Genomic DNA, 25704 nt, shown 5'->3' on the forward strand with positions numbered 1-25704 from the left:
GGGGCCGGCGCGGGCCCCACCCGGCATCCTGATACCTCCCGGTATTCGCGGCATTCGTCCCGCGAACCGCCGGGACGACCGAAGATGCTTCGTTCATGTCACCCCGATGACGTGCGTTTTGTTACTTTCCGTCTTCGCAAAATCACTCCCAATACCCTTCGGAATCCGTTTTCATGGATCAGGTGACCCACCTACCGGCTCCCTGCCTGCCGACCGGCGTCCCGCCCGGGCACACCACCCTGCGATGGGTGGAGGAGTGCCTCGGCAAGGGCGCCGAGGTCCGCATGGTGCGGCCCCTCGCCGGCGGCTCCGCCCACGCCAACCACGCCCTCCTCGTCGAGAGCCGCTCCGGCGAGGCGCACCACCTCGTCCTGCGCCGCTGGACCTCCCGCGAGACGGCTCCCCGCCACTGCTACGGCGACGCCGAGTTCTCCCCCGAGCGCGAGATCGCGGCGCTCGCGCTGCTCGCCAGCGGGAAGAAGATCCCCGCACCGTCCCTCGTGGCCGCCGACCCGTCGGGCGCCTACTGCGACGTCCCGGCCCTGCTCCTCACCCGGCTCCGGGGCCATCCGCCGCGCCCGTCCCACGACGACCTTCCCGAGTACCTGATCCAGCTCGCCGCCGCGCTGCTGTCGGTGCACGAGCTGAACGGCGCGTCCACGATGCCGCCCTACGTCCCGCACAACCGCCTCGACGTGCGGCTCCCGCCCAAGCACGCGCTCCGCCCCGACCTCTGGGAACGCGCCTTCGAGGTCGCCGCCCGGCCCGCCCCGGAGGCGCCCGACCGGTTCATCCACCGCGACTACCACGCCGACAACACCCTGTGGTCGTACGGCAGGCTCACCGGCATCGTCGACTGGTCGGACGCCTCGTCCGGCCCCGTCTCGGTCGACCTCGCCTGCATGCGCCGCGGCCTCGCCCTGCGTTACGGCGCGTCCGTCGCCGACCGCTTCCTGTGCTCCTTCGACCAGGTCTCCGGCGGCCACGCGCACGACCCCTACTGGGACGTCCGCGGCCTCCTCGACCTGCTCCCCGAGGACGGCGTCCGCATGATCGACGAGCCGCAGGTCCCCCTCTACGAGGACTACCTCGACCGGCTCCTCGCCCAGTGCTGAGAAAGCCGTGCTGAGAAAGCCGTGCTGAGGCGCCGCCTCGCGGGGGCGGCGCCGCGGGCGTTCAGAGCAGGGTGACGGCCTCGATCGGGAGGCTGGAGTCGGCGGGCAGTTCGAGCTGGGACGGGCCGACGCCGGAGGCCACCAGCTCCGACCCCAGCGCGGCGACCATGGCGCCGTTGTCGGTGCACAGCTTCGGGCGCGGGACCCGCAGGTGCACCCCGGCGGCCGCGCAGCGCTCCGCGGCAAGGGCGCGCAGCCGCGAGTTGGCCGCGACGCCGCCGCCGATCAGCAGGTGGTCGACGCCGTTGTCCTTGCAGACCTTCAGCGCCTTCTGCGTCAGGACGTCGACGACGGCCTCCTGGAAGGACGCCGCGACGTCGGCGACCGGCACGGGCTCGCCCGCCCGCTCCTTCGCCTCGACCCAGCGCGCCACGGCCGTCTTCAGGCCGGAGAACGAGAAGTCGTAGGTGCCGTCGTTGTACTTGCCGCGGGGGAACGCGATCGCGGCCGGGTCGCCCTCGCGGGCCATGCGGTCGATGACGGGGCCGCCGGGGAACCCGAGGTCGAGGACCCGGGCGACCTTGTCGAACGCCTCGCCCGCCGCGTCGTCCACGGTGCTGCCGAGGGGCCGGACGTCGCTCGCCACGTCCGGGACCAGCAGCAGGGAGGAGTGGCCGCCCGAGACCAGCATCGCCACGCACGGCTTCGGCAGCGGGCCGTGTTCGAGCTGGTCGACGCACACGTGCGCGGCCAGGTGGTTGACGCCGTAGAGCGGCTTGCCGAGCGACAGCGCGTACGCCTTGGCGGCGGCGACGCCGACCATCAGCGCGCCCGGCAGCCCCGGGCCCGCGGTGACCGCGAACGCGTCCACGTCGGCGAACGCCACCCCGGCGTCCGCGAGGGCGCGCTCGACGGTCGGCCCCATCGCCTCCAGGTGCGCCCGCGACGCGACCTCCGGCACGACGCCGCCGAACCGGGCGTGCTGGTCCACGCTGGAGGCGATCGCGTCCGCCAGCAGCGTGTGCCCGCGCACGATCCCGACCCCGGTCTCGTCGCAGGAGGTCTCGATGCCGAGCACCAGTGGCTCGTCCCGAATCACGTGAGTCTCCCTGTCTCGCCGTTCGCCCTGTCTTCCCGCCCGCTTCCCGGGCGCCCTCCGCCGCCGCGGTTCATTCGGCCCTGGTGAAGCCCATGGGCGGCCGGTCGCGGAGCTTGCGGCACATGACGATCGCGTCCACGTCCGAGGGCTGGTAGTAGCGCTTGCGGATGCCGACCCGCTCGAAGCCGAACCGCTCGTACAGGCGGTGGGCGGCGTCGTTGTCGGCCCGGACCTCCAGGAACACCGACTCGCTGCCGCGCCGGACGGCCTCCTCCAGCAGGGCGGTGAGCAGCACCGCGCCGATGCCGCCCTTGCGGCGGTCCGCGCGGACCCCGATGGTCTGCACGTCGGCCTGCCCGCCCGCCGCGGCGAGGCCCGCATAGCCGACGATCTCGCCGTCGGGCGTCTCCGCGACGACGTAGTGCCGGGTGCGGGGCTGGTCGGCGAGCTCGCCGGCGAGCATCTCCTCGCTCCAGGTGTCCTCCGGGAACAGCACGCGGTCCAGCCGGTGGACGGCCGGAAGGTCCGCCTCGGTCATGGTCCGCAGGACGACGTCGCTCACGCCGGCGTCACCTTCTTGCGGGGGCCGGGCTCCTTCGCGTCCGGCCGGCGCAGGTAGAGGGGCTCCGGCGGCAGCAGTTCGGGGCCCTTCAGGCCCGACAGCCGCGCGACGACGAGCTCGGCGAGGGCGCTCGCGGTGGGCAGCAGCGGCTCGTGCCCGGAGTCGCCGAGGACCTCCGGGTACAGCGCCGCGCCCTCGCCCACGACGGGCAGCCCCTCGGGCGCGCCCTCCAGGACGTCCGCCGCCGGGCCCACGGCGGGCTCGGTGGCGCGGAACCGCGCCGATTCGTACCGCGCCCAGTAGACCTCCTTGCGGCGGGCGTCGGTCGCCACGGCGAACGGCCCGTCCCGCCTGGTGGCCCAGGCCATGATGTCGAGCGTGCAGACGCCGTGCACGGGGACGCTGAGCGCCTCGCCCATCGCGCGGGCCGTGACCAGCCCGACCCGCAGGCCCGTGTAGGGCCCCGGCCCGACGCCGACGGCGATCGCGCTGAGGTCGCCCGGCGCCGCGCCCGCCTCCGCCATCACCTCCGCGATGGACGGGGTGAGCAGCTCGGTGTGGCGCCGCCGGTCGACGGCCTCCGCGAGACCGCGCGGCACCGCGCCCTCGCCCGGGGTCCACTCGTACAGCGCCACGGTGATCGCGGCGGTCGCGGTATCGAAAGCCAAGACCAGCACGGGTTGTAAGCCTACCGGCCGCCGGCACGGGGTCGTCCGGCTCTTTCGCAGCCGGGTTCGGACGGATCGGCGCGGGTTCGAGCGGGATCGCCCGCCGGCTCAGGCCCGGCTCAGGCCCGGCTCAGCGCGGTGACGACGGCCTTGGTGACGTCGGTGGCGCCGCCGGTGGCGGCGTCCGACGACAGGAGGTCTCCCTTGTCCGAGCCCGAGTAGTGGACGGTGACCAGGACGTTGGCGACCCGGACGTTGCCGACGGCCTCGCCGGAGCCCTGGTTGTCGTCCACGCTGTAGACGATGTAGCCCTCGTCGCCGACGCCGGTGAGCCGGATCTTGTCGGTGAGCTTCTGCCCGGCCAGCAGCGCCTTGCCGGACTCGTCGGCGGTCCGCTCGGCCGCGAAGGTCCTGCGGGCGGACTCCGTGGGCGACGCCGCGCCCCCCGCCGCGATCGCGCGCAGCTCGATGGTGAGCTGCCGCCTCCGCTCGCCCGCGTAGGCGCCCCAGACGCACTGGTTCTGCTGGTCGCCGCCCTGGTAGTTGTCGGCCTCGGTGCGCTCGGACTCGGGCGCCAGCCGCTTGATCAGGTCGTCGCCGACGATCGTGCAGGAGTCGGGGACGGCGGTGCGCTCGCCCTTGGCCGTCGGGGAGTTGTCGGTGGCGCCGCTGCCGACGATCTGGCCGGCGCTCTTGTCTCCGCTCGCGCCGACGCCCGCCAGGACGGCGAACGCCGCGAACCCGCACACGGCGACACCGGCGACGACGCCGCCGAGGACGACGGCCCAGCGCCGCCCGTTCCGGCGCTCGCGCGCCCGGTGGCTGCCGGTGCGGTATGCGCCGCTCCCGCCGCGACGGGTTCCGCCGCCCGGGCGGTATCCGCCACTATCGGCGCGGTATCCGCCGCTTTCGGTGCGGTATCCGCCGCCGTCCGTGCGGTAGCCGCCGCTACCCGTCTCGTACGGGCCGGTCTCCCGCTGGTACGGGCCGCTGCCCGGCCGTCCGGAGGAGTACCGCTCGTAGCGGTCGTCGCCCGTGCCGTCTCCACCGCCGTCCGGCCGGTAACCGCCGCCTGATCCCCGGCCACCGCCCGAAGCGCGGTAGCTGTCGCGGTAATTCCCGCTGCGATGGCTACCACTCACCGGCCCCACTCCCGTTCGGAATCGATATGTCGCGAAGGTGAGGTTCGTTCCGGCAAAGAGTACGACATCAAGCCGTAAAATGGACCAACCGGCCAGGCAAAAACCGTAGAAGTTGCCAGATCCAGATCATCCGGGGCCGAGTCGCAGGTCCGACCAGCGATCACCGACCCCGACGATCCTTACCTCGCGCCCCTCGCCGGGGCCTTCTCCGCGAGAAATGATCACTTCCAGCCGGTCGTCGGCGAGGCCCTCGGCGAGCCCTTCTCCCCATTCCACGATCGTCACCGAATCCTCGACCGACGCGTCGAGATCGAGATCGTCCAGTTCCGCGAAACCGCCCAGCCGGTAGGCGTCCACGTGCACCAGCGACGGGCCGCCCGCCAGCGACGGATGCACCCGCGCGATGACGAACGTGGGCGAGGTGATCGGGCCTCGCACCTTCAGCCCCTCGCCGATGCCCTGGGTGAGGGTCGTCTTGCCCGCGCCGAGGTGGCCCGTCATCACGAGCAGGTCGCCCGCCCGCAGCAGCCCGGCCAGGCGCAGCCCGAGCTCGCGCATGTCCTCGGCGGTGGGGACGGTGACGGTCACGGCTTTCACGCGGTGCGCTCCTCTTCCTCGTAGGCGGGACGGACCCGTTCGACCAGCCGGCGCAGCCCACCGGTCACCACGCCGGGGTACTCCAGCGGCAGCACGTGCCCGGCCTCCTCCACCTCTACCAGTTCCGCGTCCGGCAGCGCCTCGGCGATCCGGCGGGCGTGCTCCGCGGGGGTCAGCCGGTCTCGGCCGCCCGCCAGCACCAGCGTCGGCACGCCGCGGAGCACGTCCAGGCACCCGATCTTGTCGTGCGCCATCAGCGCCGGGTAGTACTCCGCGATCACGTCGATCGGCGTCTCCCTGATCATCTGCTCCAGGAAGCCCACCACCGACGGGCTGACGTACTTGTCGGCGAACGCCATCTTCCGCGTGACGACGAACGCCAGGTCGGCGCCGAGCCCGCGGGCCCTGTCGACGAGGTCGGCGCGGCGGCCGAGGCCGCGCAGCGTCCCGGGGGCGAGCGGCCGGACGGCCTTGGCGAGCAGCAGCGGCAGGCCCAGCGTCATCTCCCCGAGGTCGCCGCAGGAGGTGTTCACCAGCGCCACGCCCACGACCCGCGACCCGAACAGCTCGGGGTGCCGGTCCGCCAGCGCCATGATCGACATACCGCCCATGGAGTGCCCCACGAGGACGACCGGACCACCCGGCGGGACGGCCGCGTCCAGCACCGCGCGCAGGTCGTCGCCGGTCTGCTCGATCGTCGCGTCCCCGGGCCTGCCGCGTCCCGAACGGCCGTGGCTGCGCTGGTCCCAGAACACCAGCCGCAGCGAGCCCCGCAGGTCGCGGCGCTGGTAGTGCCACGAGTCCTGGTTGAGGGTGTAGCCGTGGCTGAACACGACGGTGAGGTCGGCGTCGTCGGGGCCGTCCACCTCCACGTGCAGCGGGACGCCGTCGTCCGCCCGGACGGTCAGCTCCCGCCCGCGCAGCTCCCCGAAGGGCTCGGCCGCGTCGGGGTCGGGGCGCAGCCGCACCCGGCCGACGGCGAGGTGCCGCAGCCCGACCGCCGCCCCCACCCCCGCGGCGCCCACGCCCGCGACGACACCGGCGAGGCCGATCCTGCGCCTGTTCCTGCTGTCCATGACCGCGCCCCCTACAGCCCCCCACCCGGGTACGCCCTCGGCACCCGGGCTCCGATGCGGGTGACGATCTCATACGAGATCGTCCCCAGCGCCTCCGCCCACTCCTGCGCGGTCGGCTCGCCCCGGTCCCCCGGGCCGAACAGGACGATCTCGTCTCCCGCCGCGAGCGGGTCGTCGCCGAGGTCGACGACGAACTGGTCCATGCAGACCCGCCCGCTGATCGTCCTGCGGCGCCCGCCCGCGAGGACCTGCAGCACGTTGGACCCGTGCCGCGGGATCCCGTCCCCGTACCCCACGGGCACCACGGCCAGCGTGGTCTCCCGCTCGGTGTGGTAGGTGTGACCGTACGACACTCCGCTGCCCGCCGGAACCCGCTTGACCAGCGCCGCGTCCGCCACGAGCGTCATCGCGGGCCGCAGCCCGAACCCGCCGAGCGCCGGCACCGGCGTCAGCCCGTACGTCGCGATGCCGGGCCGGACGAGGTCGAAGCGCGCCTCCGGCAGCGTCAGCGCCGCCGCCGAGTTCGCGATGTGCCGCACCTCGAACCGCGCCCCCGCCTTCTCGGCGTGCGCGACCATCTCGGTGAACGCGCCGACCTGCGCCGCGATCGAGGGATGGCCGGGCTCGTCCGCGCAGGCGAAGTGCGACATGACCCCGGCCACCCGAACGTGCCCGGTGGCCTCGGCCTTGAGCGCCGCGTCGACCAGCGCCTCCCACCCGTCGCCCCGCGCGCCCCCGCGCGACATGCCCGTGTCGGCCTTGAGGTGGATCCGCGCCTCGCGCCCGGACAGCTCCGCCGCCCGGACGACCTCGTCCAGCAGCCAGACCGCCCCCACGGTCAGGTCCACGCCCCGCGCGACGGCCTCCCCGTAGGGTTCGCCGGGAACGCCCAGGCAGACCAGCGTGCGGGCGGTGACCCCCGCGTCCCGCAGGCGCAGCGCCTCCGCCAGCTTCGCGACGCCCAGCCAGGACGCGCCGCCGGCGAGCGCCGCGCGGGCGGCCTCCACCAGCCCGTGCCCGTACGCCTCGGCCTTCACCATGGCCATCACCTCGGCGCCCCCCGCGCGCTCGCGCAGCACCCCGATGTTGTGGCCGATGGCGCCGAGATCGACCCGTGCCTCCGCAGGAACCCTCATGGTCACCCAGTCTGCCGTCCCCACCCCCATGCCCGCGCCTCATCCCCCAGGTCACGGCCGGAACGGCCCCGCACGAGCCCGCCCCCGGCACCCCTTCTGCCCTGTATGACGCGAATGCCCGACTGTGGGTTCGACCCCCGCCCCGCGCGGGGGGCCAGGGATCGCTACCCCTGGGCGGAGACGACCCTGAAGGCGGCGGGGAGGGCGTCGACCACGTCCTGGGCGCCGATGGGGGCCTCGGCGCCAGGGGTGGGGGACGAGGCCAGGCGGGCGGCGAGGCCGTGGAGGTAGGCGCCGGCGGCGGCCGCGTCGAGGGCGGGCATGCCGCCGGCGAGCAGGGCGCCGATCAGGCCCGACAGGACGTCGCCCGTGCCGGCGGCGGCGAGGCGGGGGGTGCCCGTCGGGTTCACGCGGACGGGGCGGTCCTGCTCGGCGACCAGGGTCGTGGAGCCCTTGAGCAGGACGGTCGCGGAGAGCTCGGCGGCGGCGCGGCGGACGTGGTCGAGGCGGGCGGCCTCGATGTCCTCGCGGGCGGCGGCGATGAGGCGCGACAGCTCGCCCGCGTGCGGGGTGAGGACGGTCGGGGCGGCGCGGCGCAGCAGGTCGCGGCGGCGGGCCAGGACGGTGAGGCCGTCGGCGTCCACCAGCACGGGCAGGTCGGTGGTGAGGACGGCCTCCAACAGCGACTCGGCGGCGTCGCCGGTGCCGAGGCCGGGGCCGGCGACCCAGGCCTGGACCCGTCCGATGCGCTCCAGAACGCCCGCGTCGTGGCGGCCCGGCTCGATGACCGTGGTGACCGCTTCGGGCCAGCGGCGCCGGACGAGCCCGACCGGGCGCTCCACCGAGGCGAAGCGGACCATTCCGGCGCCGCCGCGGACGGCGCCGCCCGTGCTGAGGACGGCCGCGCCGGTGAACTGGTCGCCGCCGGCGAGGATGCCGACAACGCCGCGGCGGTACTTGTCGGACTCGGGGCGTGGCTCGGGCGGGGCGATGTCGGCGGGGCGGGCCGCGACGACGTCGGGGTCCGGCAGGTCGGGGCCGAGCCCGATGTCGACCAGCTCGACCACGCCGCAGTGGGTCGCGCCCGGGTCGATGAGCAGGCCCGGCTTGTGCGTGCCGAAGGTGACGGTGACGTCGGCGTGGACGGCGGCGCCCTCGACGCGGCCGGTGCTCGCGTCCACGCCGCTCGGGACGTCGCAGGCGACGACGAGCCCGGCGGATTCGGAGGCGAGCGCGGCGTAGCGGGCGTGGGGCTCGCGGAGGCCGCCGGAGCCGCCGATGCCGGTCAGGCCGTCGATGATCAGGTCGGCGCCGGCGATCGCGGCCTCGGCGCCGGAGTCCAGCAGCCGGCCGCCCGCGGCGCGCAGGTCCGCCAGCCCGCCGGGGTGAACGCCGGACCCGGCCTGGACGGCCCAGACGCGGGCGCCGCGCCGGGCGAGGCGGGCCCCGGCGTACAGGGCGTCGCCGCCGTTGTCGCCGCCGCCGACCAGCAGGACGACGCGGGCCCCGTACACGGCGGGCAGGAGGCGCGCGCAGACCGAGGCCAGCCCCGCGGCGGCCCGCTGCATCAGGGCGCCGTCCGGGAGCCGGGCCATGAGGGCCTGCTCGGCCGCCCGGACCTTGCCGACCTCGTGCGCGTACCTCATCCGCGGCTCCCCAAGTCGATCACACACTTAGAGTGCCACGTGGGGACCGTCCGCAACCTCCGGCAGGGGTGATCACAACTTGCACCGCAAGTTTCGGTGTCATGTGCGTAAAAGAATCTTCAGCCGTAGAATCTTGCTCCACCGGTCCGATGTATTCGCGCCGCGACCCCCCGGTGCGGCAGAATGCGCCCAGATCAGTCCGCCGGGACTGGAGAGGCCCGAGCAATGAGCACTTCCCGAGGTCCCTCCGTCCGGCAGCGGCGGCTGGCCGCCGAGCTCCGGAGACTGCGCGAGCGCATGGGTCTGACCGGAGACGAGGTCGCCGAACGGCTCGCCTGGTCCACAGCCAAGGTCAGCCGGATCGAGAACGCGCGGACCGGCGCGAAGATCGGCGATGTGCGGCGGCTGCTCGATCTGTACGAGATCGACGGCGCGCGGCACGACGACCTGATCGCCCTGGCGCACGACGCCGCCCAGCGGGGCTGGTGGGAGGACTACCGCGACCTGCCGAGCCCGCTCGCCGACTTCATCGCGCTGGAGTCCGAGGCCACGGCGGCCAGGGAATGGGGCAGCACGGTCATTCCCGGGCTGCTGCAGTCGGAGAGCTACGCCCGAAATGTGATCGGCGGCTGGAGCGACCTGGCCACCCTGCCCCCGCAGGAACTCGAACGCCGGCTGGAGGTGCGAATGCGGCGGCGCGAACTGCTGGACGCGCCCACTCCGCTGGAACTGTCGGCGATTATCGACGAGGCGGTTCTACGGCGCCGCATCGGCGATCACAAGGTCATGCGCGAGCAGCTCGAACATCTGTACCAGATGACCGAGCGGCCGAACGTCAACGTGCAGATCTTGCCCTTGGACATAGCACACTCGGTGTTGGCTGAATCGTTTATCCTTCTAGAATTCTCTTCGGTGCACGACATCACCTTTCCTGATATCGTGCATACCGAATCACTGACGATCAGCCACTTCGGGGATGAAGCCGTCACCTATATGTACCGGCTCGCCTATTCGAGCCTGTCCCGGCAGGCGCTGGACGCCGCGGAATCGCGGCGGCGCATCGCCGAGGTCAAAGAGGCGTGGTGAAGGTCCGCCGAGGGGCTCAATTTTTGTGAAAGGCACCGAGTGTCCCCTTTCGCCACTCCTGTACCACAATGGAGGAAAAGCGCCCACTGCGGGGCGAGCAACACCTGCGTCGAGATCGCCACATTGGCCGATTCTTCCCGTTTTATCGGGGCGCGAGACGCGAAGCACGGCACGCAGAGTCCGGTCCTGTCGTTCTCTCAGGCAGAATGGCGGGAATTTCTCAAACGAGCGAAGAAGGGTGATTTCGACCTGGGCTGCTGACCCGGCGCCGACGCGCCGTCCGGCCCCGTCCGCCCTGGGCGGCGCGGGGCCACGACGCAGGGGCCGGGTCCACCGCTGACCCGGCTCGTCGCCCTCCCACCCGCAACTCTGGAACTACCTCGGCACGCCTGTCACACGGGTACCGCGCCACCCGGACGTGATCAGGCGTTTTTTGCGATCTTGTTACCGTGTGCTTGAGCACCGGCAGCGCGGCCGCGGGCAATGCAACTTTCAATGCAGGGAGCCGGAATGAGTTTCCAGGGGACACCGCCCGCCCGATGGAGAAAGAGCGCTCGATGCGGCGCCAGCAACGGCTGCGTCGAGGTCGCACGGCGTGGAGAGGACGCCATATCCGTACGCGACACCGAGGACGCCGCGACGATCCTGTCGTTCCGGCCCGACGAATGGCGCAGGTTCACGGAGGAGGCCAAAGGCGGCCGTTTCGACCACCCGCTGAAATAGTCACTGCAACTTGCATCGCCGGAGAGATTCCCAACCGGCCAGAGAATTGCGCCCAGCGGGAGCGGATACGCGCCGCCGCATGATTAGCCCCATGTTTTTCCGCCGCACCCCCGCTCCCGCTGATCGCATTTCCCGGAAGGTGATCGCATTGGGGTCCCGTTCACGCCACGCGAACGCCTCGGGGAACCCGGTGCAATGGCGTCCGCAGACGGGAGGCCGTGATCATTACCGCGCCTCCCGCGAGGGCCAGGTCGAAGGCCAGTCCCCACGGCCACACCGCGGCCCCGTCCCGGCGGTGCGGCTCATAGCCGCGGTCCGCCACGCGGAGCCCGCGCACGCCGCGGCTGATCTGTCCGAGCGGGTCGGACGACGCCGACCGGGTGATCACCTGATCGCCGACCACGATCCGGCGCTCGGGCAGGCGCGGCGCCGCGTCCGCGAGCGCGACGACCGGGTTGGGGGCCAGCAGCCACCAGATCCGCTCGGTGTGTTCCTGGTCGTACCCGCCGTAGGCGCCGTCGACGTGCTCGGACGTGAGGGGCAGCGCCAGCGTGAACAGCAGCGGCGTCCCGACGAGGAGGCCGAACACCGTCAGGTACGACATCAGGATCGAGGTGACGCTGCGGGCCAGCACCGCCGACCAGGCCTGGGAGACCGCGCACACCACGCCGATCATCAGCGCCGTCACGAACAGGACGACGAGGGCCCGGCCCGCGCCGATGGCGCCCTCGGCGACCGGCAGCAGCAGGCTCGGCAGCGTCAGGAGCAGCGCGACCAGGCCGGTCCCCCAGGCGGCGGCGAGCTTGCCGAGCGCGATCTCGCCCGGCGTGAGCCGGGTGACCTGCAGCGTCGCGAGCGTCCCGCGCTCCCGGTCCCCGTTGACCGACTGCCCGCCGAGCGCCGGGGAGACGAGCAGCGTCAGCACCAGCACCCCGAGCAGGACCCCGCCGAACATGGGGACGCCGGGCTCGCCGTAGGAGGAGGCGTCGCCGTACTCCAGCGCCACCCGGAACAGCAGCCCGAGCCCGTTGACGACCAGGAACCAGACCGCGAGGAGGGTCTTCCAGCGTCCGGTCCGCAGCCGCGTCCTGATCTCCTGCCGCGCCACCAGGCCGATTCCGCGCGCGGTCACGGCGCTCACCTCCGGTCCTCGGTCATCGCCAGATAGGCGGATTCGAGCGCGCTGCCGGCGGGCGCGAGGCCGCTGACGGGCACGCCGGCGGCGACGAGCCTGGCCAGCAGCCCGGCCGCCTCGGCCTCGGTCAGCGGCCCGACCTCGGCGCCTCCCGCCGCGTCGGCCGCCCGCGCCCACGGCAGCTCCGGCTCGCCGTCCAGCGCGGCCGCCAGCGGCTCGGGGTCGAGCGAGCGGATCCGCCACCGGACCCGGGCCGCCGCGCCGGCGATCTCCGCCATCGCGTGGTCCCCGGCCGTCCGGCCGTGGTCGACCAGGACGACCCTGTCGGCGATCTCCTCCAGCTCGCTGAGGATGTGGCTCGACACGAGCACCGCGGTCCCCTCGGCCGCGAGGGAGCGCAGCAGGTCGCGCAGCTCGATGCGGGACCGCGGGTCGAGGCCGGACGCGGGCTCGTCCAGCAGCAGGACGCGCGGCCGGTGCACGAGGGCCCGCGCCATCCCGAGGCGCTGCTTCTGCCCGCGCGACAGGGCGTGGACGGGCTGCCCGAGACGGTCCTCCAGGTGGACGAGGGTGAGCAGCGCCCTGATCCGGCGCGGGCGCTCCTGCCTGGACAGCCCGTAGGCGTCGGCGAAGAACCCCAGGTACTCGTCCACCGTGAGCTGGTCGTACACGCCGAACGTGTCCGGCATCCAGCCGAGCGCTTCGCGGGCCCGCGCGGGATGGGCGAGCGCGTCGTGGCCCGCGATCCGCACCGTGCCCGCGTCGGGCGCGAGCAGGGTCGCCAGGATGAGCAGCAGCGTCGTCTTGCCCGCCCCGTTGGTCCCGACGAGCGCCGTGACCTGCCCGTACGGGACGGTGAGGTCGAGGCCGCGCAGCGCCTCCACCGCCCCGAAGCGCCGCACCACCCCGCGCGCCTCGATCGCGAGGCCGCCGTCTCCTGCCACCCGTCACCTCCGCCGCCGGGCCGGTCCCGATTCCGATGGGACGCGGCCCGGCGCCGGAGGGTTCAGTCGATTTCGGGTTGTCCGCCCGGACCGGCCGCTATTCGACGGTGACGGACTTGGCGAGGTTGCGGGGCTGGTCGACGTCGTGGCCCTTGGCGGTGGCCAGCTCGCACGCGAAGACCTGCAGCGGGACGGTCGTGACCAGCGGCTGCAGCAGCGTCGGGACGGCCGGGACGCTGATCAGGGTGTCCGCGTACGGCTCGACCGACGCGTCGCCCTCCTCGGCGATCACGATCGTCCGGGCGCCGCGCGCCCGGATCTCCTGGATGTTCGACACGATCTTGTCGTGCAGGACGTCCCGCGCCCGCGGCGGCACGACGACCACGACGGGCAGGTCCTTCTCGATCAGCGCGATCGGGCCGTGCTTCAGCTCCCCGGCGGCGAAGCCCTCGGCGTGCATGTACGCCAGTTCCTTGAGCTTGAGAGCGCCCTCCAGGGCGACCGGGAAGCCGACGTGGCGGCCGAGGAACAGCACGCACCGCTCGCCGGCCAGCGAGCGGGCCAGCTCCCGCACCGGCTCCATGGTCTCCAGGACCTTCTCCACCTTCTCCGGCATCCGTTCGAGGAGCTGGACCATGGCGAAGACCTCGTCGCCCCACTTGGTGCCGCGCACCTGCGCGATGTAGAGGGCGATGAGGTAGACGGCGACGAGCTGGGTGAGGAACGCCTTGGTGGACGCGACCGCGATCTCCGGCCCGGCGTGCGTGTAGAGGACGCCGTCGCACTCGCGGGGCAGCGTGGAGCCGTTGACGTTGCAGATGCCGAGCAGCTTGGCCTTCTGCTCGCGGGCGTGCCGGACGGCCATCAGCGCGTCCATCGTCTCGCCCGACTGGGAGATCGCGATGACCAGCGTCGTCGGGGACAGGATCGGGTCGCGGTAGCGGAACTCGCTGGCCAGCTCGACCTCGCAGGGCAGCCCCGCCCAGTGCTCGATCGCGTACTTGGCGATCAGCCCGGCGTGGTAGGACGTCCCGCACGCCACGATGATGATCTTGTCGACCTCGCGCAGCTCGCGGTCCGGGATGCGCATCTCGTCGAGGTGCAGGCGCCCGTCCGCGCCGATCCGGCCGAGCAGGGTGTCGGCGACGGCGCGCGGCTGCTCGGCGATCTCCTTGAGCATGAAGTAGTCGTAGCCGCCTTTTTCCGCGGCGGACACGTCCCAGTCGACGTGGTACTCCTTCACCTCGGCGGGGCGCCCGTCGAAGTCGGTGACCTTCACGCCCTCGGCGCGCAGCTCGACGATCTGGTCCTGGCCCAGCTCGATCGCGTCCCGGGTGTGCTCGATGAACGCGGCCACGTCGCTGGCGAGGAAGTTCTCCCCGTCCCCGACGCCGACGACGAGCGGGGAGTTGCGGCGCGCCCCGACGACCAGGCCCGGCGAGCCGGTGTGCGTCGCGACCAGCGTGAACGCGCCCTCCAGCCGGCCGCAGACGCGGCGCATGGCGTCGGCGAGGTCGCCGCCGCCCTTCAGCTCGTCCTCCAGCAGGTGGGCGACGGCCTCGGTGTCGGTGTCGGAGCCGAGCCCGTGCCCGGCCTCCTCCAGCTCCGCCCGCAGCTCCGCGAAGTTCTCGATGATGCCGTTGTGGATCACCGCGACGGAGCCGGTGCAGTCGACATGCGGGTGGGCGTTGCGGTCGTTCGGCGGGCCGTGCGTCGCCCACCGGGTGTGCCCCATGCCGAGCGTCCCGGCGGGCGGGGGCTCCTCCTCCAGGGCGCCGCGCAGGTTCACCAGCTTGCCCGCGCGCTTGGCCGTCGCCAGCTTCCCGTCGGCCAGCACGGCCACTCCGGCCGAGTCGTAGCCGCGGTACTCCAGCCGCGCCAGCCCGTCGACGACCACGTCGAGGGCGGACCGGCCGCCCACGTAACCCACGATTCCGCACATGGCGGCAACTCTATTCGGTACGGCGCACCGGACCTACCTGCGAGGGGCGCCCTGGCATGACGCTAGCGTGGACGACCGGTGGAAACCCGGTGACCGGAACGCAGCCCGGTTACTGTTCAGCCATGACGAGCGGATGGGACAGCGTGCCGAGCCCCTACGTGGAACTCTCCCGTGAGGCCTGGCGCGGCCTGCGCGAGAACACCCCGCTCCCGCTCACGCCCGGTGAGCTGGACGCCCTGCGCGGCCTGCGCGACCCGATCGACATCACCGAGGTCGAGGAGGTCTACCTGCCGCTGTCCCGGCTGCTCAACCTGTTCTTCCTGTCGGACGGGCGGCTGCGCGACACCGTCAGCGGCTTCCTCGGCGGCGAGGTGCGGCCCACCCCGTTCATCCTCGGCGTGGCGGGCAGCGTCGCGGTCGGCAAGTCCACCACGTCCCGGCTGCTGCGCACGCTCCTCGCGCGCTGGCCGGAGCACCCGAGCGTGGAGCTGGTCACGACCGACAGCTTCCTGTACCCGAACGCCGTTCTGGCCGAGCGCGGGATCATGGACCGCAAGGGGTTCCCCGAGTCCTACGACCGCCGCGCCCTCGTCCGCTTCGTGTCGGCGATCAAGTCGGGCGCGGCGGAGGCGTCGATCCCGGTGTACTCGCACCTGGAGTACGACATCGTCCCGGGCGCGACGCAGACCGTCCGGCGCCCCGACATCCTGATCGTCGAGGGCCTCAACGTGCTGCAGGCGCCCCCGCCCGGCACCCTGGGCGTATCCGACTTCTTCGACTTCTCCATCTATGTGGATGCGCGGGTCGAGGACATCCGGCAGTGGTACATCGACCGGCTCTTCGCGCTGCGCCGCACCGCCTTCACCGACCCGCGCTCCTACTTCCACAAGTACGCCCGCGACCTGGACGAGGACGAGACCGCCGCGTTCGCCCAGCGCGTCTGGCGCGACGTCAACGAGATCAACCTCGTCTCCAACATCCTCCCGACCCGCGCCCGCGCCACCCTCGTCCTCCACAAGGACAAACAGCACAGTGTTCAACGGATCCGACTCCGTCGGATCTGATTTCTCTCCTCCTTCGGGCCTGGCGGCCCTCCATCGTCGAGAAATCTGCGATCGCTGGCATCGCTCCGGCTCGCCTTGCGGCTCGCTGCGCGATCAGATTCTCGCTTCGCTCGAATCTGCCTTCGGACGCGATCGCGGGCCCTCAGGTTGTTGCGGGGTGCTGTGGTGGCTGAGGTCAGCGGCCACTGGTGACCTGGGTCAGCGGGTCCAGGGGCCTGTTATGGCGAACGTGGTGCCTGGGGTGTAGACGTTCACGTACATCGTGCGCTCGTCGGGGGAGAACGTGACTCCGGCGAACTCGCCCCACTCCGGCTCGGCCTCTGTGCCGATGTTCTGGCTGTTGCGGGCCATCGGGTAGACCGTGCGGCGGCGGGAGACGCCGAAGACGTGCTGGGCGCCGTTGCCGTCCTCGCACACCATCAGGCCGCCCTGCGGCGCCAGGCAGATGTTGTCGGGCGACTCGCCGGGCTTCTCGACGTCGGTGTCCGGGCCGAACACGATGACGAGGGTGAGCCGGCGGTGGCGCGGCTCGTAGGACCACACCTGCCCGAAGTGGTCGGCCTGGGAACCGTCCTTCTTCTTCGCGAAGCTCGACACGAAGTAGACGCGGTCGCCGCCCCAGTAGCAGCCCTCCAGCTTCTGGGCGTGGGTGATGCCCCCGGACCCGAAGTCCTGGAACCGGATCGGCGTCTGCGCCGCGAGCGGGTCGGGCACCTTCCTCCACTCGACGTGGTCGAACACGGTGCCGGGCTCCTGCACGACCGACAGGTCCGGGACGCCCGGAACGCACAGCGCCTCCAGCCGTCCGCCGGCCCGCAAGCTGCCGAAGCCGCCGCGCGGCCGCTTCGGGTGGAACCGGTAGAACAGCCCGAACGGCTTGTCGAAGGCGTCCTCGGTCTCGTAGACGGTCCCGTCGCGCGGGTCGACGGCGATCGCCTCGTGCTGGAACCGCCCCATCGCGGTCAGCGGCTCGGGGTCGGTGCGGCCCTGGTCGTACGGGTCGACCTCGAAGATGAACCCGTGGTCCTTGGTGTAGTTCCCGGTGCCGGCCTTGTCCTCGGTCTCCTCGCAGGTCAGCCAGGTACGCCACGGCGTGGGGCCGCCCGCGCAGTTGACGGCCGTCCCGGCGATGGCGACGCGCTCGGTGTGCACGCGCCCGGCGGCGTCGACCTCCAGCGCGGTGCAGCCGCCGAGGCCGCCCGGGTCGTAGGTGACGCCCTCGACCGCCGGCACCCGGTGCTCGGCGGTCGGCCGGTTCTCGTGGTTGCGGACGAGCCACGTGCGACCCCGGCGGCCGGGGAAGGCAGCCATCCCGTCGCAGTGGCTCGGCACCGGGCCCTCCCCCGAGCGCAGCGGCTCGCCCTCGCGGGACAGGACGGTGTAGCGGAAGCCGCGCGGCAGGTCCAGCAGCCCCTTCGGGTCGGGCACGAGGGGCCCGTACCCGTCGTGGCCGCCGGTCGGGGCGGCGGACGCGCTTCCGGCGAACAGCTGCTCCACGGCTCCGGTGAAGGCGATCCCCGCCCCCACCGCACCCGTCCTGGCGAGGAGCTGGCGGCGCGAAACTGTCATGAGCACACTCCCTGATGGATCGTTACAAGATCCCCTCGCCCGTTGTAACACGCGTCACATCGATTGTGAACCGACCCGGCCCGGACCCGGCCGAACCGGGCGTCGCGGGCGTGCGTCTGACGATCGATACTGTCCGTGCCTGCCGTGAAACTGGAGCGATGACCGACATTCCCGGCGTCGAGGACGCCCCCGAAAGCGCGCTGCCCCGCCTGCTCGTCGAACCGCCATGGAAGCGTCGGCCCTCCGCGAGTGCCGAACCGGTCGTCTTGAAGGGGTTGAAGCGGCCCAAGACTCCCACCGTGGAGTCCTGGCCGCCCGGGTTGCGGGACGAGTGGGCGAAGACCCCGCACATGTTTCCGAAGGCGTACGAGCCGTATCCCGAGGAGCCCGACTGGAAGGTCCTGGCCGAGCGGTTCCGCAGCGGCGAGGCGCTGAACGACCGGCGGGGCGGGGACCGGGGGCGCGCCTACTACTGGCTGGTGATGCGGGGTCCCGACGACCTCGCCGAGGAGCTTCTCGCCGACGAGCGCTACCACGGCGACTGGGACAGCTACGTCTACGTGGTCCCGCTGAAGCACTTCGCCGCCCGTCGCGGTCTCGCCGCCCACCCGCTGCTGCTCCGCGCGGTGAAGGGCCACATCTCCTGCGCGGCGGCGCTCGTCCCGTTCCTGGACGACGCCACCGCGCAGATCATGATCGGCGCGCTCGGCCGGGTCGACGAGGCCGCGCGGCTCTGGTTCACCTGGCACGGCGCCGGGGCGGCCCCGTTCGTGATCCCCGAGGCGCTGCGCAAGCCCGGCCCCAAGCGCACGAAGGCCGAGCAGGGCCTCACGCTGATCGCCCGCGAGCACGGCAGCGGCTGCCTCGTGGACGCGGCGCGGGGGTACGGCGAGGAGGTGGTCGCGGCGATCGAGGCGCTGCGCACCGACCCGCTGGACCAGTATCCCGACGATCTCCCGGAATGGGACGAGGAGACGGTTCGCAAGCTGCCGCGGCTCCTGCTGCGCGGCCGCGACCGGGCGCTGCCGGTGGAGGCCGCCCGGCACTTCGTGACGATGCTGCTGATCTCCACGCAGGAGGACCCGTACCCGGGGTGCGAGCAGGTCGTCGAGCTGTGCGACCCGGAGTCCCTGGCCGAGTTCGCGCTGGCCCTCAGCGTCCACGACCGGGGCAGCGGGCTGTGGGCGTCGCAGGGCGTGCAGTACGCCCTGCGGCGCTTCGGCGACGCCGCCGCGGCCGCCCGGCTGACCGACCGGATGGTGCGCTGGGACAACTACTACACCTGGACGTTCAAGGGGTGGACGGCGCTCGACGTCCTCATGGCGATCGACATGCCCGCCGACGACAAGCTGCGCCATCTGGACCGCATCGTCCGGCGGGGCGCCGACGCCAAGCACCTGCGGCCCCGCGCGCAGGGCCGGCTGAACGCCGCCGCCCGGGAGCGGGGGCTGACCTCCGAGCAGCTGGCGGACCTGCTCGTCCCCGACCTCGGCCTGGACGCCGATGGCTCGATGACGCTCGACTACGGCACGCGCCGCTTCGTCGTCGGCTTCGACGAGCAGCTCAAGCCCTTCGTGACCGACGAGGACGGCAACCCCCGCAAGACGCTGCCGAAGCCGGGCGTCAGGGACGACGAGAAGCTCGCGCCGCTCGCCTACCAGCGGTTCGCCGACCTGAAGAAGGAGGCACGGGCGGTCGCCGCCGACCAGATCAAGCGGCTGGAGAAGGCGATGGTCGCCGGGCGTTCCTGGACGCCCGAGGAGTTCCGCTCGGTCTTCGTGGGGCACCCGCTGATGCGCCACATCGCGCGCCGCCTGGTGTGGTCGGCAAGCGGGGCCGCGTTCCGGGTCGCCGAGGACGGCACGCTCGCCGACGTCCAAGACGACGAGTTCGTCCTCCCGCAGGACGCCCTCGTGACGCTCCCGCACCCGGTCCTTCTCGGGGCGGACACCGTGGCGGCCTGGGCGTCGGTCTTCGGGGACTACGAGATCCTCCAGCCGTTCCCGCAGCTCGGACGTCCCGTCTACGAGCTGGAGGACGGCGAGCGCGACGCCGCCCGGCTGGCCCGCTTCGAGGGGGTCACCGCTCATTTCGGCAAGTTCATGGGCATGACGTCCCGCGGCTGGGAGCTGGGCGACAAGGAGACCGGCGGGTTCCGCCGCCAGGTCAACCTGATCACCCCGGACGAGCGGCACGTGATGGTCGCGTTCGAGCCCGGCATCCGCGTCCTGAGCCCGGAGGAGTTCGCGGAGCAGAGGATCGAGCGCGTCATGCTGATGACCGGCCGCTACTCCGGGAAGGCGCATCCGTTCGGCGCGCTCGACCCGGTCACCGCGTCCGAGATGCTCGCCGAACTGACCCGCCTCACCGCCTGACCCGCGGACCGGCGCCTTCCGTCCACCGATCGGTGGACGGAAGGTTCCACCGGTCGAGGCTCATGCGCGCCGGGGCGCCGCGGCCAGCATTTCGGGTATGACGGATCTACTCGTACGCATGGCCCGGTGGAGCGCCGGGCACCCCTGGCGCGGCATGGCGGCCTGGCTGCTGTTCGTGATGCTGTGCCTCGGCATCGGCGTCGCGGCCGGCGGGCACGCGGCCACGACCGAGGACTTCCGGATCGGCGAGGCCGGCCGGGGAGAGGCGATCGCCGCCGAGGGCGGGCTCCAGCAGCGGCCCGTCGAGCACGTGCTGGTCACCGGCGGGGGCGCGGCCGCCGACGCGGCGGCGCGGGACGCCGCCGCGCGGATGGGGCGGCTGCCCGAGGTCGCGTCGGTGTCCGCGCCCGTGAGGTCGAAGGACGGCTCGGCGGTCCGCGTCGACGTGACGTTGAAGGGCTCCGAACTCCAGGGCAAGGAGCACGTCGAGCCGCTGCAGGCCCAGACCGCCGCGGTCCGGGCCGCGCACCCGGACGTGAGGGTGGAGGAGACCGGCGGCCCGTCCATCAGCAAGGGCGTGGGCGAGCTGCGCGACGACGACCTCGCCCGCACGGAGATGATCGCGTTGCCGATCACCCTGCTCACGCTGCTGCTGGTGTTCGGCTCGTTCGCGGTGGCGGTCGTGCCGGTGGTGCTCGCGCTGACCTCGATCGCGGCGGCGATCGGCCTGTCGATGCTCGCCTCGCACGTCTTCCCGGACGCCGGGGTCGGCGCCAGCGTCATCCTGCTGATCGGCATGGCGGTCGGCGTCGACTACACCCTCTTCTACCTCAAGCGGGAGCGGGAGGAGCGGGCCCGCTCGGGCGGCCGGCTGGACGCGCGGGCCGCCGTGGAGACCGCCGCGGCGACGTCGGGCCGCTCGGTGGTGGTGTCCGGGCTGGCGGTCGCCGCGTCCAGCGCGACCCTCTACCTGGCCGACGACGTGATCTTCTCCTCGATCGCGACCGCGGCGATCGTCGTCACGCTGATCGCCGTGGTCAGCTCCCTGACCGTCCTGCCGGCGGTGCTCGCCAAGCTCGGCGGATGGGCGGAGCGGCGGGCCGTCCGGCGCGGCCGGACGCCGAAGCCGCCGCGGACGGGCGGCGGCCGGATCACCCGGGCGATGCTGCGTCCCACCGGAAGGCACCCGGCCGCGACGCTGGCGGTGGCGGTGACCGCGATGCTCGCGCTGACCGCGCCGCTGCTGAGCATCGACCTCACCGACATGGGCCGCGACAGCCACCCGCGCGAGATCCCGGCGATGCGGACCTACGACCGGCTGAACGCGGCGTTCCCGGAGCTCAAGGCCATGCACCAGATCGTCGTCAAGGCCGACGCCGGACGCGCGGACGAGGTGACCGCGTCCCTGCGCGCCCTGGCGGAACGGGCCGAGGGCGACCCCCTGCTCTCCGGGACGTCCGAGCTGCGCACCTCCCCGGACGGCCGGATCAGCCTGCTCGAACTCGCGGTGCCGCACCACGTGAGCACCGACGCCGCGCGGCGCTCCCTGGAGCGGGTCCGCGGCGAGTACGTCCCGGAGACCGTCGGGAAGCTCGGCGTCGAGACCGCCGTGACCGGAGACGTGGCCCGCTACGCCGACTACCCCGAGCACCAGGAGAGCAAGCTTCCGTTCGTCATCGGGGCGCTGCTGCTGGTGACGTTCGCGATGACCGTGTGGGCGTTCCGCTCGGTGGTCCTCGGGCTGATCGGGGTGCTGCTGAACCTGCTGTCGGCCGGCGCCTCGCTCGGCCTGCTCACCCTCGTCTTCCAGGGGACGTGGGCCGAGGGGCTGCTCGGCTTCACCTCCACCGGCTCGGTCGGCTCCCGCGTCCCGCTCTTCCTGCTGGTGATCCTGTTCGGGCTGTCGATGGACTACCAGGTGTTCGTGATCAGCCGGATCCGGGAGGCGGCGCTGCGCGGCGTCCCGACCCGGCAGGCGGTGCTGGACGGGGTCGGCGGCTCGGCGAGCGTGGTGACCAGCGCCGCGTTCGTCATGGTCACGGTGTTCGCCGGCTTCGCCACCGTCCACATCATGGAGCTGAAGCAGATGGGCTTCGCGCTGGCCGTGGCGGTGCTCCTGGACGCGGCCGTCATCCGGATCACGGTCCTGCCCGCCCTGATGCTTCTGCTCGGCGACCGGTGCTGGTGGCCCGGCCGGCGGCATCGCCCCGGCGCCGCCCGGACGGCGGACGGCGCGACCGCGCCCCTGCCGCAGAACATAGGCTGACCGGCATGGTGCAGCCCGGTGAACGTCCCCAGGTGCGGGCGCTCCGCAGGTGGTACGCCGCCGCCTGGATCATGTTCGGACTGGTCCCGCCCGCCCTCGCGGTGGCCGACCAGCCGGACGACACCAGAGCCGCCACGCTGGCGCTGCTGACCGCGCTGGGGCTCTGCTACCCGATCACGGAGACGTTCCCCGGGAACCCGGCGGTCCGCCGGAACACCTTCCTGGCCGCGCTGATCGGGGGGATCGGCGCCGTCTCCTACCTGATGGGCGGCGCCGCGTCCCTGCTCATCACGTCCCTCCCGCACTTCTGGATCCTCGCGGGGACCCCGCGGCGCGCGGTGCTGCTCAGCGGCGCCGCCGCCGCGGCCGCGGTCGCCGGAGACGCCCTCCACAACGCCCCGGACGGGGAGCCGCTCACCGGCAACTCGATCGCCGCGCTCATCGGATACGCGGCGGGCGTCCTGTTCGGGCTGTGGATGCAGCGGGTGGTCGGGCAGCACGACCAGCGCGCCCGGCTCCTCGAAGCCGACCTGGCCGAGGCCGAGCGGCGGCTCGCCGAGGCGCAGCGCCGGCAGGGCGCCGCCGACGAGCGCGAACGCATCGCCCGCGAGATCCATGACACGCTCGCGCAGGGGTTCGCGTCCATCGTCGTCCTGGCGGAGGCGGCCCGCGACGGCCTGCGCTCCGACCCGGACCGCAGCGGCCGCCAGCTCGTCTCGATCGAGCAGACGGCGCGGGAGAACCTCGCCGAGGCGCGCGTCCTCGTCGGGGCGGCGTCGCAGGGCAGCGTCGCCCCCGCCTCGGTCGCCCGGACCCTGCGCCGCACCCTCGACCGGTTCGCCGAGGACACCGGGCTCACCGTCCACGCCGAGCTGCCCGACGTCGAGTGCGACCAGACGACCCGGATCGCGCTGCTGCGCTGCACACAGGAGTCGCTCGCCAACGTCCGCAAGCACGCCGCCGCGTCCACGGTCGGCGTCGTGCTCGAACGGCACCCGCACGGCGTCGAACTGGAGATCACCGACGACGGGCGCGGGTTCGCGGTGGCCGGCTCGCGCGGCTTCGGCCTCGACGGCATGCGCCGCCGCCTCGCCGAACTCGGCGGCGAGCTCACCGTGACCAGCTCCCCCGGCGAGGGCACCCGGATCCTCGCCATGATCCCCGCGAGGGCGTGAGATGACCGCGAAACTCAGGATCATCGTGGTGGACGACCACACGGTCATGCGCGCGGGCGTCGTCGCGCTGCTGGCCGCCGAGCCCGGCATCGAGATCGTCGGCGAGGCGGACGACGGCCGCGCGGCGATCGACCTGGCCGAGCGCCTGCGGCCCGACGTCGCGCTGCTCGACCTGCGGATGCCGGTGCTGGACGGCGTCGCGGCCACCGCCGAACTCGCCCGGCTCGGCACTCGCGTCCTCGTCCTCACCACCTACGACACCGACACCGAGATCGAGCGCGCGATCGAGGCCGGGGCCATCGGCTACCTGCTCAAGGACACCACCCGCGACCAGCTGGTCGGCGCCATCCGGGCGGCGGCGCGCGGGGAGACCGTCCTCGCGCCGCGCGTGGCCGAGAAGCTCGTCGCCCGGATGCGCCGCCCGGAGCCGGCCGCGCTGACCGCCCGGGAGATCGAGGTCCTCCGGGCGGTCGCCGACGGCCTGTCCAACGCCGAGATCGGGCGGCGGCTCGTCATCGCGGAGGCGACCGTCAAGACGCATCTGCTCCGCGTCTTCGCGAAGCTGGACGTCGGCGACCGCACGCACGCCGTCGTCGTCGCCATGGACCGCGGTCTGCTCTCCCGCTAGCCGCGCTCCCCCTAGTCGGCGCTGGCGACGGGCAGGGAGCGGAGGCGGAAGGTGGCGAGGAACGCCGCGACGAGCGTGACCGCGACCAGCAGCCCGATCGCCACCGGAAGGTCCACGGTCGACCTCACCGGCGACGCGTCGGTGAGCGCGTCCGTCACCGACAGGCACCACTGCTGGATCGACGCCGACTTGGCGCCCGGCGCGAAGTTGCCGAGCAGCGACTCCCACACCAGCGCGTACAGCAGGCCGATCGTGACGGCGTTGCGGCTGGCGACGGCCAGCGCGACGAACACCGCGCTGTAGACGACGCCGCCGATCAGCACGCCGATCGCGAACGCGGGCGTCAGCTGCGCGGTCGTCCCCGTGAGGATCAGCCCCGCCAGCGCCGTCGGCACCGCCGCGAACGCCGTCACCAGGACGATCGCCACGACCAGCTTCGTCAGCACGATCACCTCGCGCGGAACCGGCTTGGTCAGCACGTACATGATCTGGCCGTCGTCGATCTCCGGGCCGATCACCCCGGTCCCGGCGATCAGCGCGAGCAGCGGCAGCAGCGTCGCCAGGCCGAACTTCTGCAGGATGTTCGCCGAGACGTCCAGGTCGTCGTTGCCGGTCACCTTGAGCGCCGCCGCCAGCACCAGCAGGAGCAGCGGCAGCCCCAGCAGGAGCAGCGCGCGCTTGCGTCCGAGCATCGCCCGGAACGTGATCATCGCGATCGTGCCATTCATCGGGCCACCAGGTAGGAGAAGACGCTTTCGAGGGACTCGTCGGCCGGGGAGACCTCCCACAGGCGCACGCCGGCGTCCCGGGAGACCTGCGGCAGCAGCCAGGTGAAGCGCTGGAAGTCGACCGCCTCGACCTGCAGGCCCTTGTCGGTCAGCTGGACGCTGCGGGCCGACCCGTCGGCGATGACGGCGGCGGCGAGCCGCCGGTCGTCGGACGAGCGGACCAGGAAGATGTGCGGCCGGTCGGTCATCAGCCGCCGGATCTTGCGGAAGTCGCCGGACGCCGCGTGCCGCCCCGCCACGATCACCTCGATGTGGCTGGCGAGCCGCTCCACCTCCTCCAGGATGTGCGAGGAGAACAGGATCGTGCGGCCCTCGGCGGCCATCCGCTGGATGAGGTCCATCAGCTGGAGCCGCTGCCGCGGGTCCATGCCGTTGAACGGCTCGTCCAGCAGCAGCACGGGCGGGTCGTGCACCAGCGCCGACGCCATCTTGATGCGCTGCTTCATGCCCTTGGAGTAGTTGCCGATGGGGCGCCCGGCCGCGTAGTCCATCTCCACCAGGCCGATGGCGCGGCGGGCGGCCGCGCGCGGATCGGGCAGCTTGTGCAGCTTGGCCATCGCGAGGATGAACTGCTCGCCGGTGAGGAAGTCGTAGGCGGACTCCCGCTCGGGCACGAGCCCGAGGCTGCGGTAGATGCCCGGGTTGCGCCAGATCGGCTTCCCGTCCAACGTGACGGAGCCGGACGACGGCGCGAGGAACCCGCCCATCATGTGGATGAGCGTCGACTTGCCCGCCCCGTTCGGCCCGAGGAGCCCCGTGACGCCCGGCCCGACCTTCATCGTCACGCCGTTGACGGCGACGACGTTCCCGTACCACCGGGACACGTTCTCCAGAATGAGCTCACTCATGTCTTCCTCCATGTGGGGGGGCGACCCCCCACACCCCCCGGTTCGCTTCGCTCATCAAGAGAGGCCCGCCTTCCGGAACCTGCGGTACAGCACCGCGATCGAGCCGACGACGATCAGGAC

General features: G+C 72.8%; 23 protein-coding genes. 9 read left to right on the forward strand and 14 right to left on the reverse strand.

Annotation, left to right across the window (positions count from 1 at the left end):
- The first annotated feature begins 182 nt into the window (after positions 1-182).
- The gene (locus tag AB0C69_RS12890; protein WP_360353091.1) at positions 183-1115 is read left to right on the forward strand and encodes an aminoglycoside phosphotransferase family protein; all 933 of its coding nucleotides are present in this window, start codon (positions 183-185) and stop codon (positions 1113-1115) included.
- A gap of 61 nt (positions 1116-1176) precedes the next feature.
- On the opposite strand, the gene tsaD is transcribed toward AB0C69_RS12890, so the two are convergent.
- The 8 genes from tsaD to AB0C69_RS12930 form a co-directional block, all read right to left on the reverse strand.
- Complete coding sequence (gene tsaD / locus AB0C69_RS12895; protein WP_345176506.1) at positions 1177-2214, reverse strand: tRNA (adenosine(37)-N6)-threonylcarbamoyltransferase complex transferase subunit TsaD; 1038 nt, start codon at positions 2212-2214, stop codon at positions 1177-1179.
- A 70-nt stretch (positions 2215-2284) separates the two neighbouring features.
- Positions 2285-2776, reverse strand: coding sequence for a ribosomal protein S18-alanine N-acetyltransferase (gene rimI / locus AB0C69_RS12900; protein ID WP_345176501.1), 492 nt, complete (start codon positions 2774-2776; stop codon positions 2285-2287).
- Positions 2773-3453 carry a tRNA (adenosine(37)-N6)-threonylcarbamoyltransferase complex dimerization subunit type 1 TsaB gene (gene tsaB, locus AB0C69_RS12905; protein WP_360353094.1) on the reverse strand — a complete coding sequence of 227 codons (681 nt, stop codon included), beginning with the start codon at positions 3451-3453 and terminating at the stop codon, positions 2773-2775. The genes rimI and tsaB overlap by 4 nt, the downstream gene beginning before the upstream one ends.
- Before the next feature lie 110 nt (positions 3454-3563).
- Positions 3564-4586 carry a hypothetical protein gene (locus tag AB0C69_RS12910; RefSeq protein WP_360353096.1) on the reverse strand — a complete coding sequence of 341 codons (1023 nt, stop codon included), beginning with the start codon at positions 4584-4586 and terminating at the stop codon, positions 3564-3566.
- A gap of 126 nt (positions 4587-4712) precedes the next feature.
- Entirely contained in the window at positions 4713-5144 is a 432-nt protein-coding gene (tsaE, locus tag AB0C69_RS12915; protein WP_345176827.1) for a tRNA (adenosine(37)-N6)-threonylcarbamoyltransferase complex ATPase subunit type 1 TsaE, read from the reverse strand.
- A 35-nt stretch (positions 5145-5179) separates the two neighbouring features.
- The gene (locus tag AB0C69_RS12920; protein ID WP_360353098.1) at positions 5180-6259 is read right to left on the reverse strand and encodes an alpha/beta hydrolase; all 1080 of its coding nucleotides are present in this window, start codon (positions 6257-6259) and stop codon (positions 5180-5182) included.
- Between the two features lie 11 nt (positions 6260-6270).
- Positions 6271-7395, reverse strand: coding sequence for an alanine racemase (gene alr, locus AB0C69_RS12925; protein ID WP_360353100.1), 1125 nt, complete (start codon positions 7393-7395; stop codon positions 6271-6273).
- Between the two features lie 164 nt (positions 7396-7559).
- Complete coding sequence (locus AB0C69_RS12930; protein ID WP_360353102.1) at positions 7560-9041, reverse strand: NAD(P)H-hydrate dehydratase; 1482 nt, start codon at positions 9039-9041, stop codon at positions 7560-7562.
- Positions 9042-9266: 225 nt separating this feature from the next.
- Between AB0C69_RS12930 and AB0C69_RS12935 the strand changes: the two genes are divergently transcribed.
- From AB0C69_RS12935 to AB0C69_RS12945, 3 genes are all read left to right on the forward strand, one after another.
- Positions 9267-10127, forward strand: a complete 861-nt coding sequence (locus AB0C69_RS12935) for a helix-turn-helix transcriptional regulator (protein ID WP_360353104.1) — start codon at positions 9267-9269, stop codon at positions 10125-10127.
- Between the two features lie 39 nt (positions 10128-10166).
- Positions 10167-10388, forward strand: coding sequence for a DUF397 domain-containing protein (locus AB0C69_RS12940; RefSeq protein ID WP_345176477.1), 222 nt, complete (start codon positions 10167-10169; stop codon positions 10386-10388).
- Between the two features lie 249 nt (positions 10389-10637).
- Positions 10638-10850: a DUF397 domain-containing protein gene (locus AB0C69_RS12945; protein WP_345176475.1), complete on the forward strand. Its 213-nt coding sequence runs from the start codon at positions 10638-10640 to the stop codon at positions 10848-10850.
- A 160-nt stretch (positions 10851-11010) separates the two neighbouring features.
- Here the strand turns inward: AB0C69_RS12945 and AB0C69_RS12950 are convergent, their stop codons facing one another.
- The 3 genes from AB0C69_RS12950 to glmS form a co-directional block, all read right to left on the reverse strand.
- On the reverse strand, positions 11011-11982 hold the full coding sequence (locus tag AB0C69_RS12950) for a hypothetical protein (RefSeq protein ID WP_360353107.1): 972 nt from the start codon (positions 11980-11982) through the stop codon (positions 11011-11013).
- 5 nt (positions 11983-11987) lie between these two features.
- Positions 11988-12929, reverse strand: coding sequence for an ABC transporter ATP-binding protein (locus AB0C69_RS12955; protein WP_360353109.1), 942 nt, complete (start codon positions 12927-12929; stop codon positions 11988-11990).
- Positions 12930-13026: 97 nt separating this feature from the next.
- Positions 13027-14871, reverse strand: coding sequence for a glutamine--fructose-6-phosphate transaminase (isomerizing) (gene glmS / locus AB0C69_RS12960; protein ID WP_345176466.1), 1845 nt, complete (start codon positions 14869-14871; stop codon positions 13027-13029).
- 122 nt (positions 14872-14993) lie between these two features.
- On the opposite strand from glmS, the gene coaA reads away from it, so the two are divergent.
- On the forward strand, positions 14994-15935 hold the full coding sequence (coaA, locus tag AB0C69_RS12965) for a type I pantothenate kinase (RefSeq protein WP_345176465.1): 942 nt from the start codon (positions 14994-14996) through the stop codon (positions 15933-15935).
- 198 nt (positions 15936-16133) lie between these two features.
- Here the strand turns inward: coaA and AB0C69_RS12970 are convergent, their stop codons facing one another.
- Entirely contained in the window at positions 16134-17504 is a 1371-nt protein-coding gene (locus AB0C69_RS12970) for an alkaline phosphatase PhoX (RefSeq protein WP_360353112.1), read from the reverse strand.
- 158 nt (positions 17505-17662) lie between these two features.
- Between AB0C69_RS12970 and AB0C69_RS12975 the strand changes: the two genes are divergently transcribed.
- From AB0C69_RS12975 to AB0C69_RS12990, 4 genes are all read left to right on the forward strand, one after another.
- Positions 17663-19879 carry a DUF4132 domain-containing protein gene (locus AB0C69_RS12975; protein ID WP_360353114.1) on the forward strand — a complete coding sequence of 739 codons (2217 nt, stop codon included), beginning with the start codon at positions 17663-17665 and terminating at the stop codon, positions 19877-19879.
- Between the two features lie 97 nt (positions 19880-19976).
- Positions 19977-22145, forward strand: a complete 2169-nt coding sequence (locus AB0C69_RS12980; RefSeq protein ID WP_360353116.1) for an MMPL family transporter — start codon at positions 19977-19979, stop codon at positions 22143-22145.
- 5 nt (positions 22146-22150) lie between these two features.
- Positions 22151-23320: a sensor histidine kinase gene (locus AB0C69_RS12985; RefSeq protein ID WP_345176456.1), complete on the forward strand. Its 1170-nt coding sequence runs from the start codon at positions 22151-22153 to the stop codon at positions 23318-23320.
- A 1-nt stretch (position 23321) separates the two neighbouring features.
- Positions 23322-23948, forward strand: coding sequence for a response regulator transcription factor (locus AB0C69_RS12990; RefSeq protein ID WP_345176454.1), 627 nt, complete (start codon positions 23322-23324; stop codon positions 23946-23948).
- A gap of 11 nt (positions 23949-23959) precedes the next feature.
- Here the strand turns inward: AB0C69_RS12990 and AB0C69_RS12995 are convergent, their stop codons facing one another.
- Together AB0C69_RS12995 and AB0C69_RS13000 are read right to left on the reverse strand one after the other, a co-directional pair.
- Positions 23960-24676, reverse strand: coding sequence for an ABC transporter permease (locus AB0C69_RS12995; RefSeq protein WP_353832913.1), 717 nt, complete (start codon positions 24674-24676; stop codon positions 23960-23962).
- Positions 24673-25584, reverse strand: coding sequence for an ABC transporter ATP-binding protein (locus AB0C69_RS13000; protein ID WP_345176449.1), 912 nt, complete (start codon positions 25582-25584; stop codon positions 24673-24675). The genes AB0C69_RS12995 and AB0C69_RS13000 overlap by 4 nt, the downstream gene beginning before the upstream one ends.
- Positions 25585-25704 lie beyond the last annotated feature (120 nt).

This window comes from Actinomadura sp. NPDC048032 (genome assembly GCF_040653175.1).
In the GTDB taxonomy this organism is placed as follows: domain Bacteria; phylum Actinomycetota; class Actinomycetes; order Streptosporangiales; family Streptosporangiaceae; genus Spirillospora; species Spirillospora verrucosospora.

Bases quoted from the DNA above. Each gene is read 5' to 3' on its own strand.
- tsaE (WP_345176827.1), bottom strand. From the start codon at position 5,144: ATGCGCGAGCTCGGGCTGCGCCTGGCCGGGCTGCTGCGGGCGGGCGAC.
- AB0C69_RS12920 (WP_360353098.1), bottom strand. From the start codon at position 6,259: ATGGACAGCAGGAACAGGCGCAGGATCGGCCTCGCCGGTGTCGTCGCG.
- alr (WP_360353100.1), bottom strand. From the start codon at position 7,395: ATGAGGGTTCCTGCGGAGGCACGGGTCGATCTCGGCGCCATCGGCCAC.
- AB0C69_RS12930 (WP_360353102.1), bottom strand. From the start codon at position 9,041: ATGAGGTACGCGCACGAGGTCGGCAAGGTCCGGGCGGCCGAGCAGGCC.
- AB0C69_RS12935 (WP_360353104.1), top strand. From the start codon at position 9,267: ATGAGCACTTCCCGAGGTCCCTCCGTCCGGCAGCGGCGGCTGGCCGCC.
- AB0C69_RS12945 (WP_345176475.1), top strand. From the start codon at position 10,638: ATGAGTTTCCAGGGGACACCGCCCGCCCGATGGAGAAAGAGCGCTCGA.
- glmS (WP_345176466.1), bottom strand. From the start codon at position 14,871: ATGTGCGGAATCGTGGGTTACGTGGGCGGCCGGTCCGCCCTCGACGTG.
- coaA (WP_345176465.1), top strand. From the start codon at position 14,994: ATGACGAGCGGATGGGACAGCGTGCCGAGCCCCTACGTGGAACTCTCC.
- AB0C69_RS12970 (WP_360353112.1), bottom strand. From the start codon at position 17,504: ATGACAGTTTCGCGCCGCCAGCTCCTCGCCAGGACGGGTGCGGTGGGG.
- AB0C69_RS12975 (WP_360353114.1), top strand. From the start codon at position 17,663: ATGACCGACATTCCCGGCGTCGAGGACGCCCCCGAAAGCGCGCTGCCC.
- AB0C69_RS12980 (WP_360353116.1), top strand. From the start codon at position 19,977: ATGACGGATCTACTCGTACGCATGGCCCGGTGGAGCGCCGGGCACCCC.
- AB0C69_RS12985 (WP_345176456.1), top strand. From the start codon at position 22,151: ATGGTGCAGCCCGGTGAACGTCCCCAGGTGCGGGCGCTCCGCAGGTGG.
- AB0C69_RS12990 (WP_345176454.1), top strand. From the start codon at position 23,322: ATGACCGCGAAACTCAGGATCATCGTGGTGGACGACCACACGGTCATG.
- AB0C69_RS12995 (WP_353832913.1), bottom strand. From the start codon at position 24,676: ATGAATGGCACGATCGCGATGATCACGTTCCGGGCGATGCTCGGACGC.
- AB0C69_RS13000 (WP_345176449.1), bottom strand. From the start codon at position 25,584: ATGAGTGAGCTCATTCTGGAGAACGTGTCCCGGTGGTACGGGAACGTC.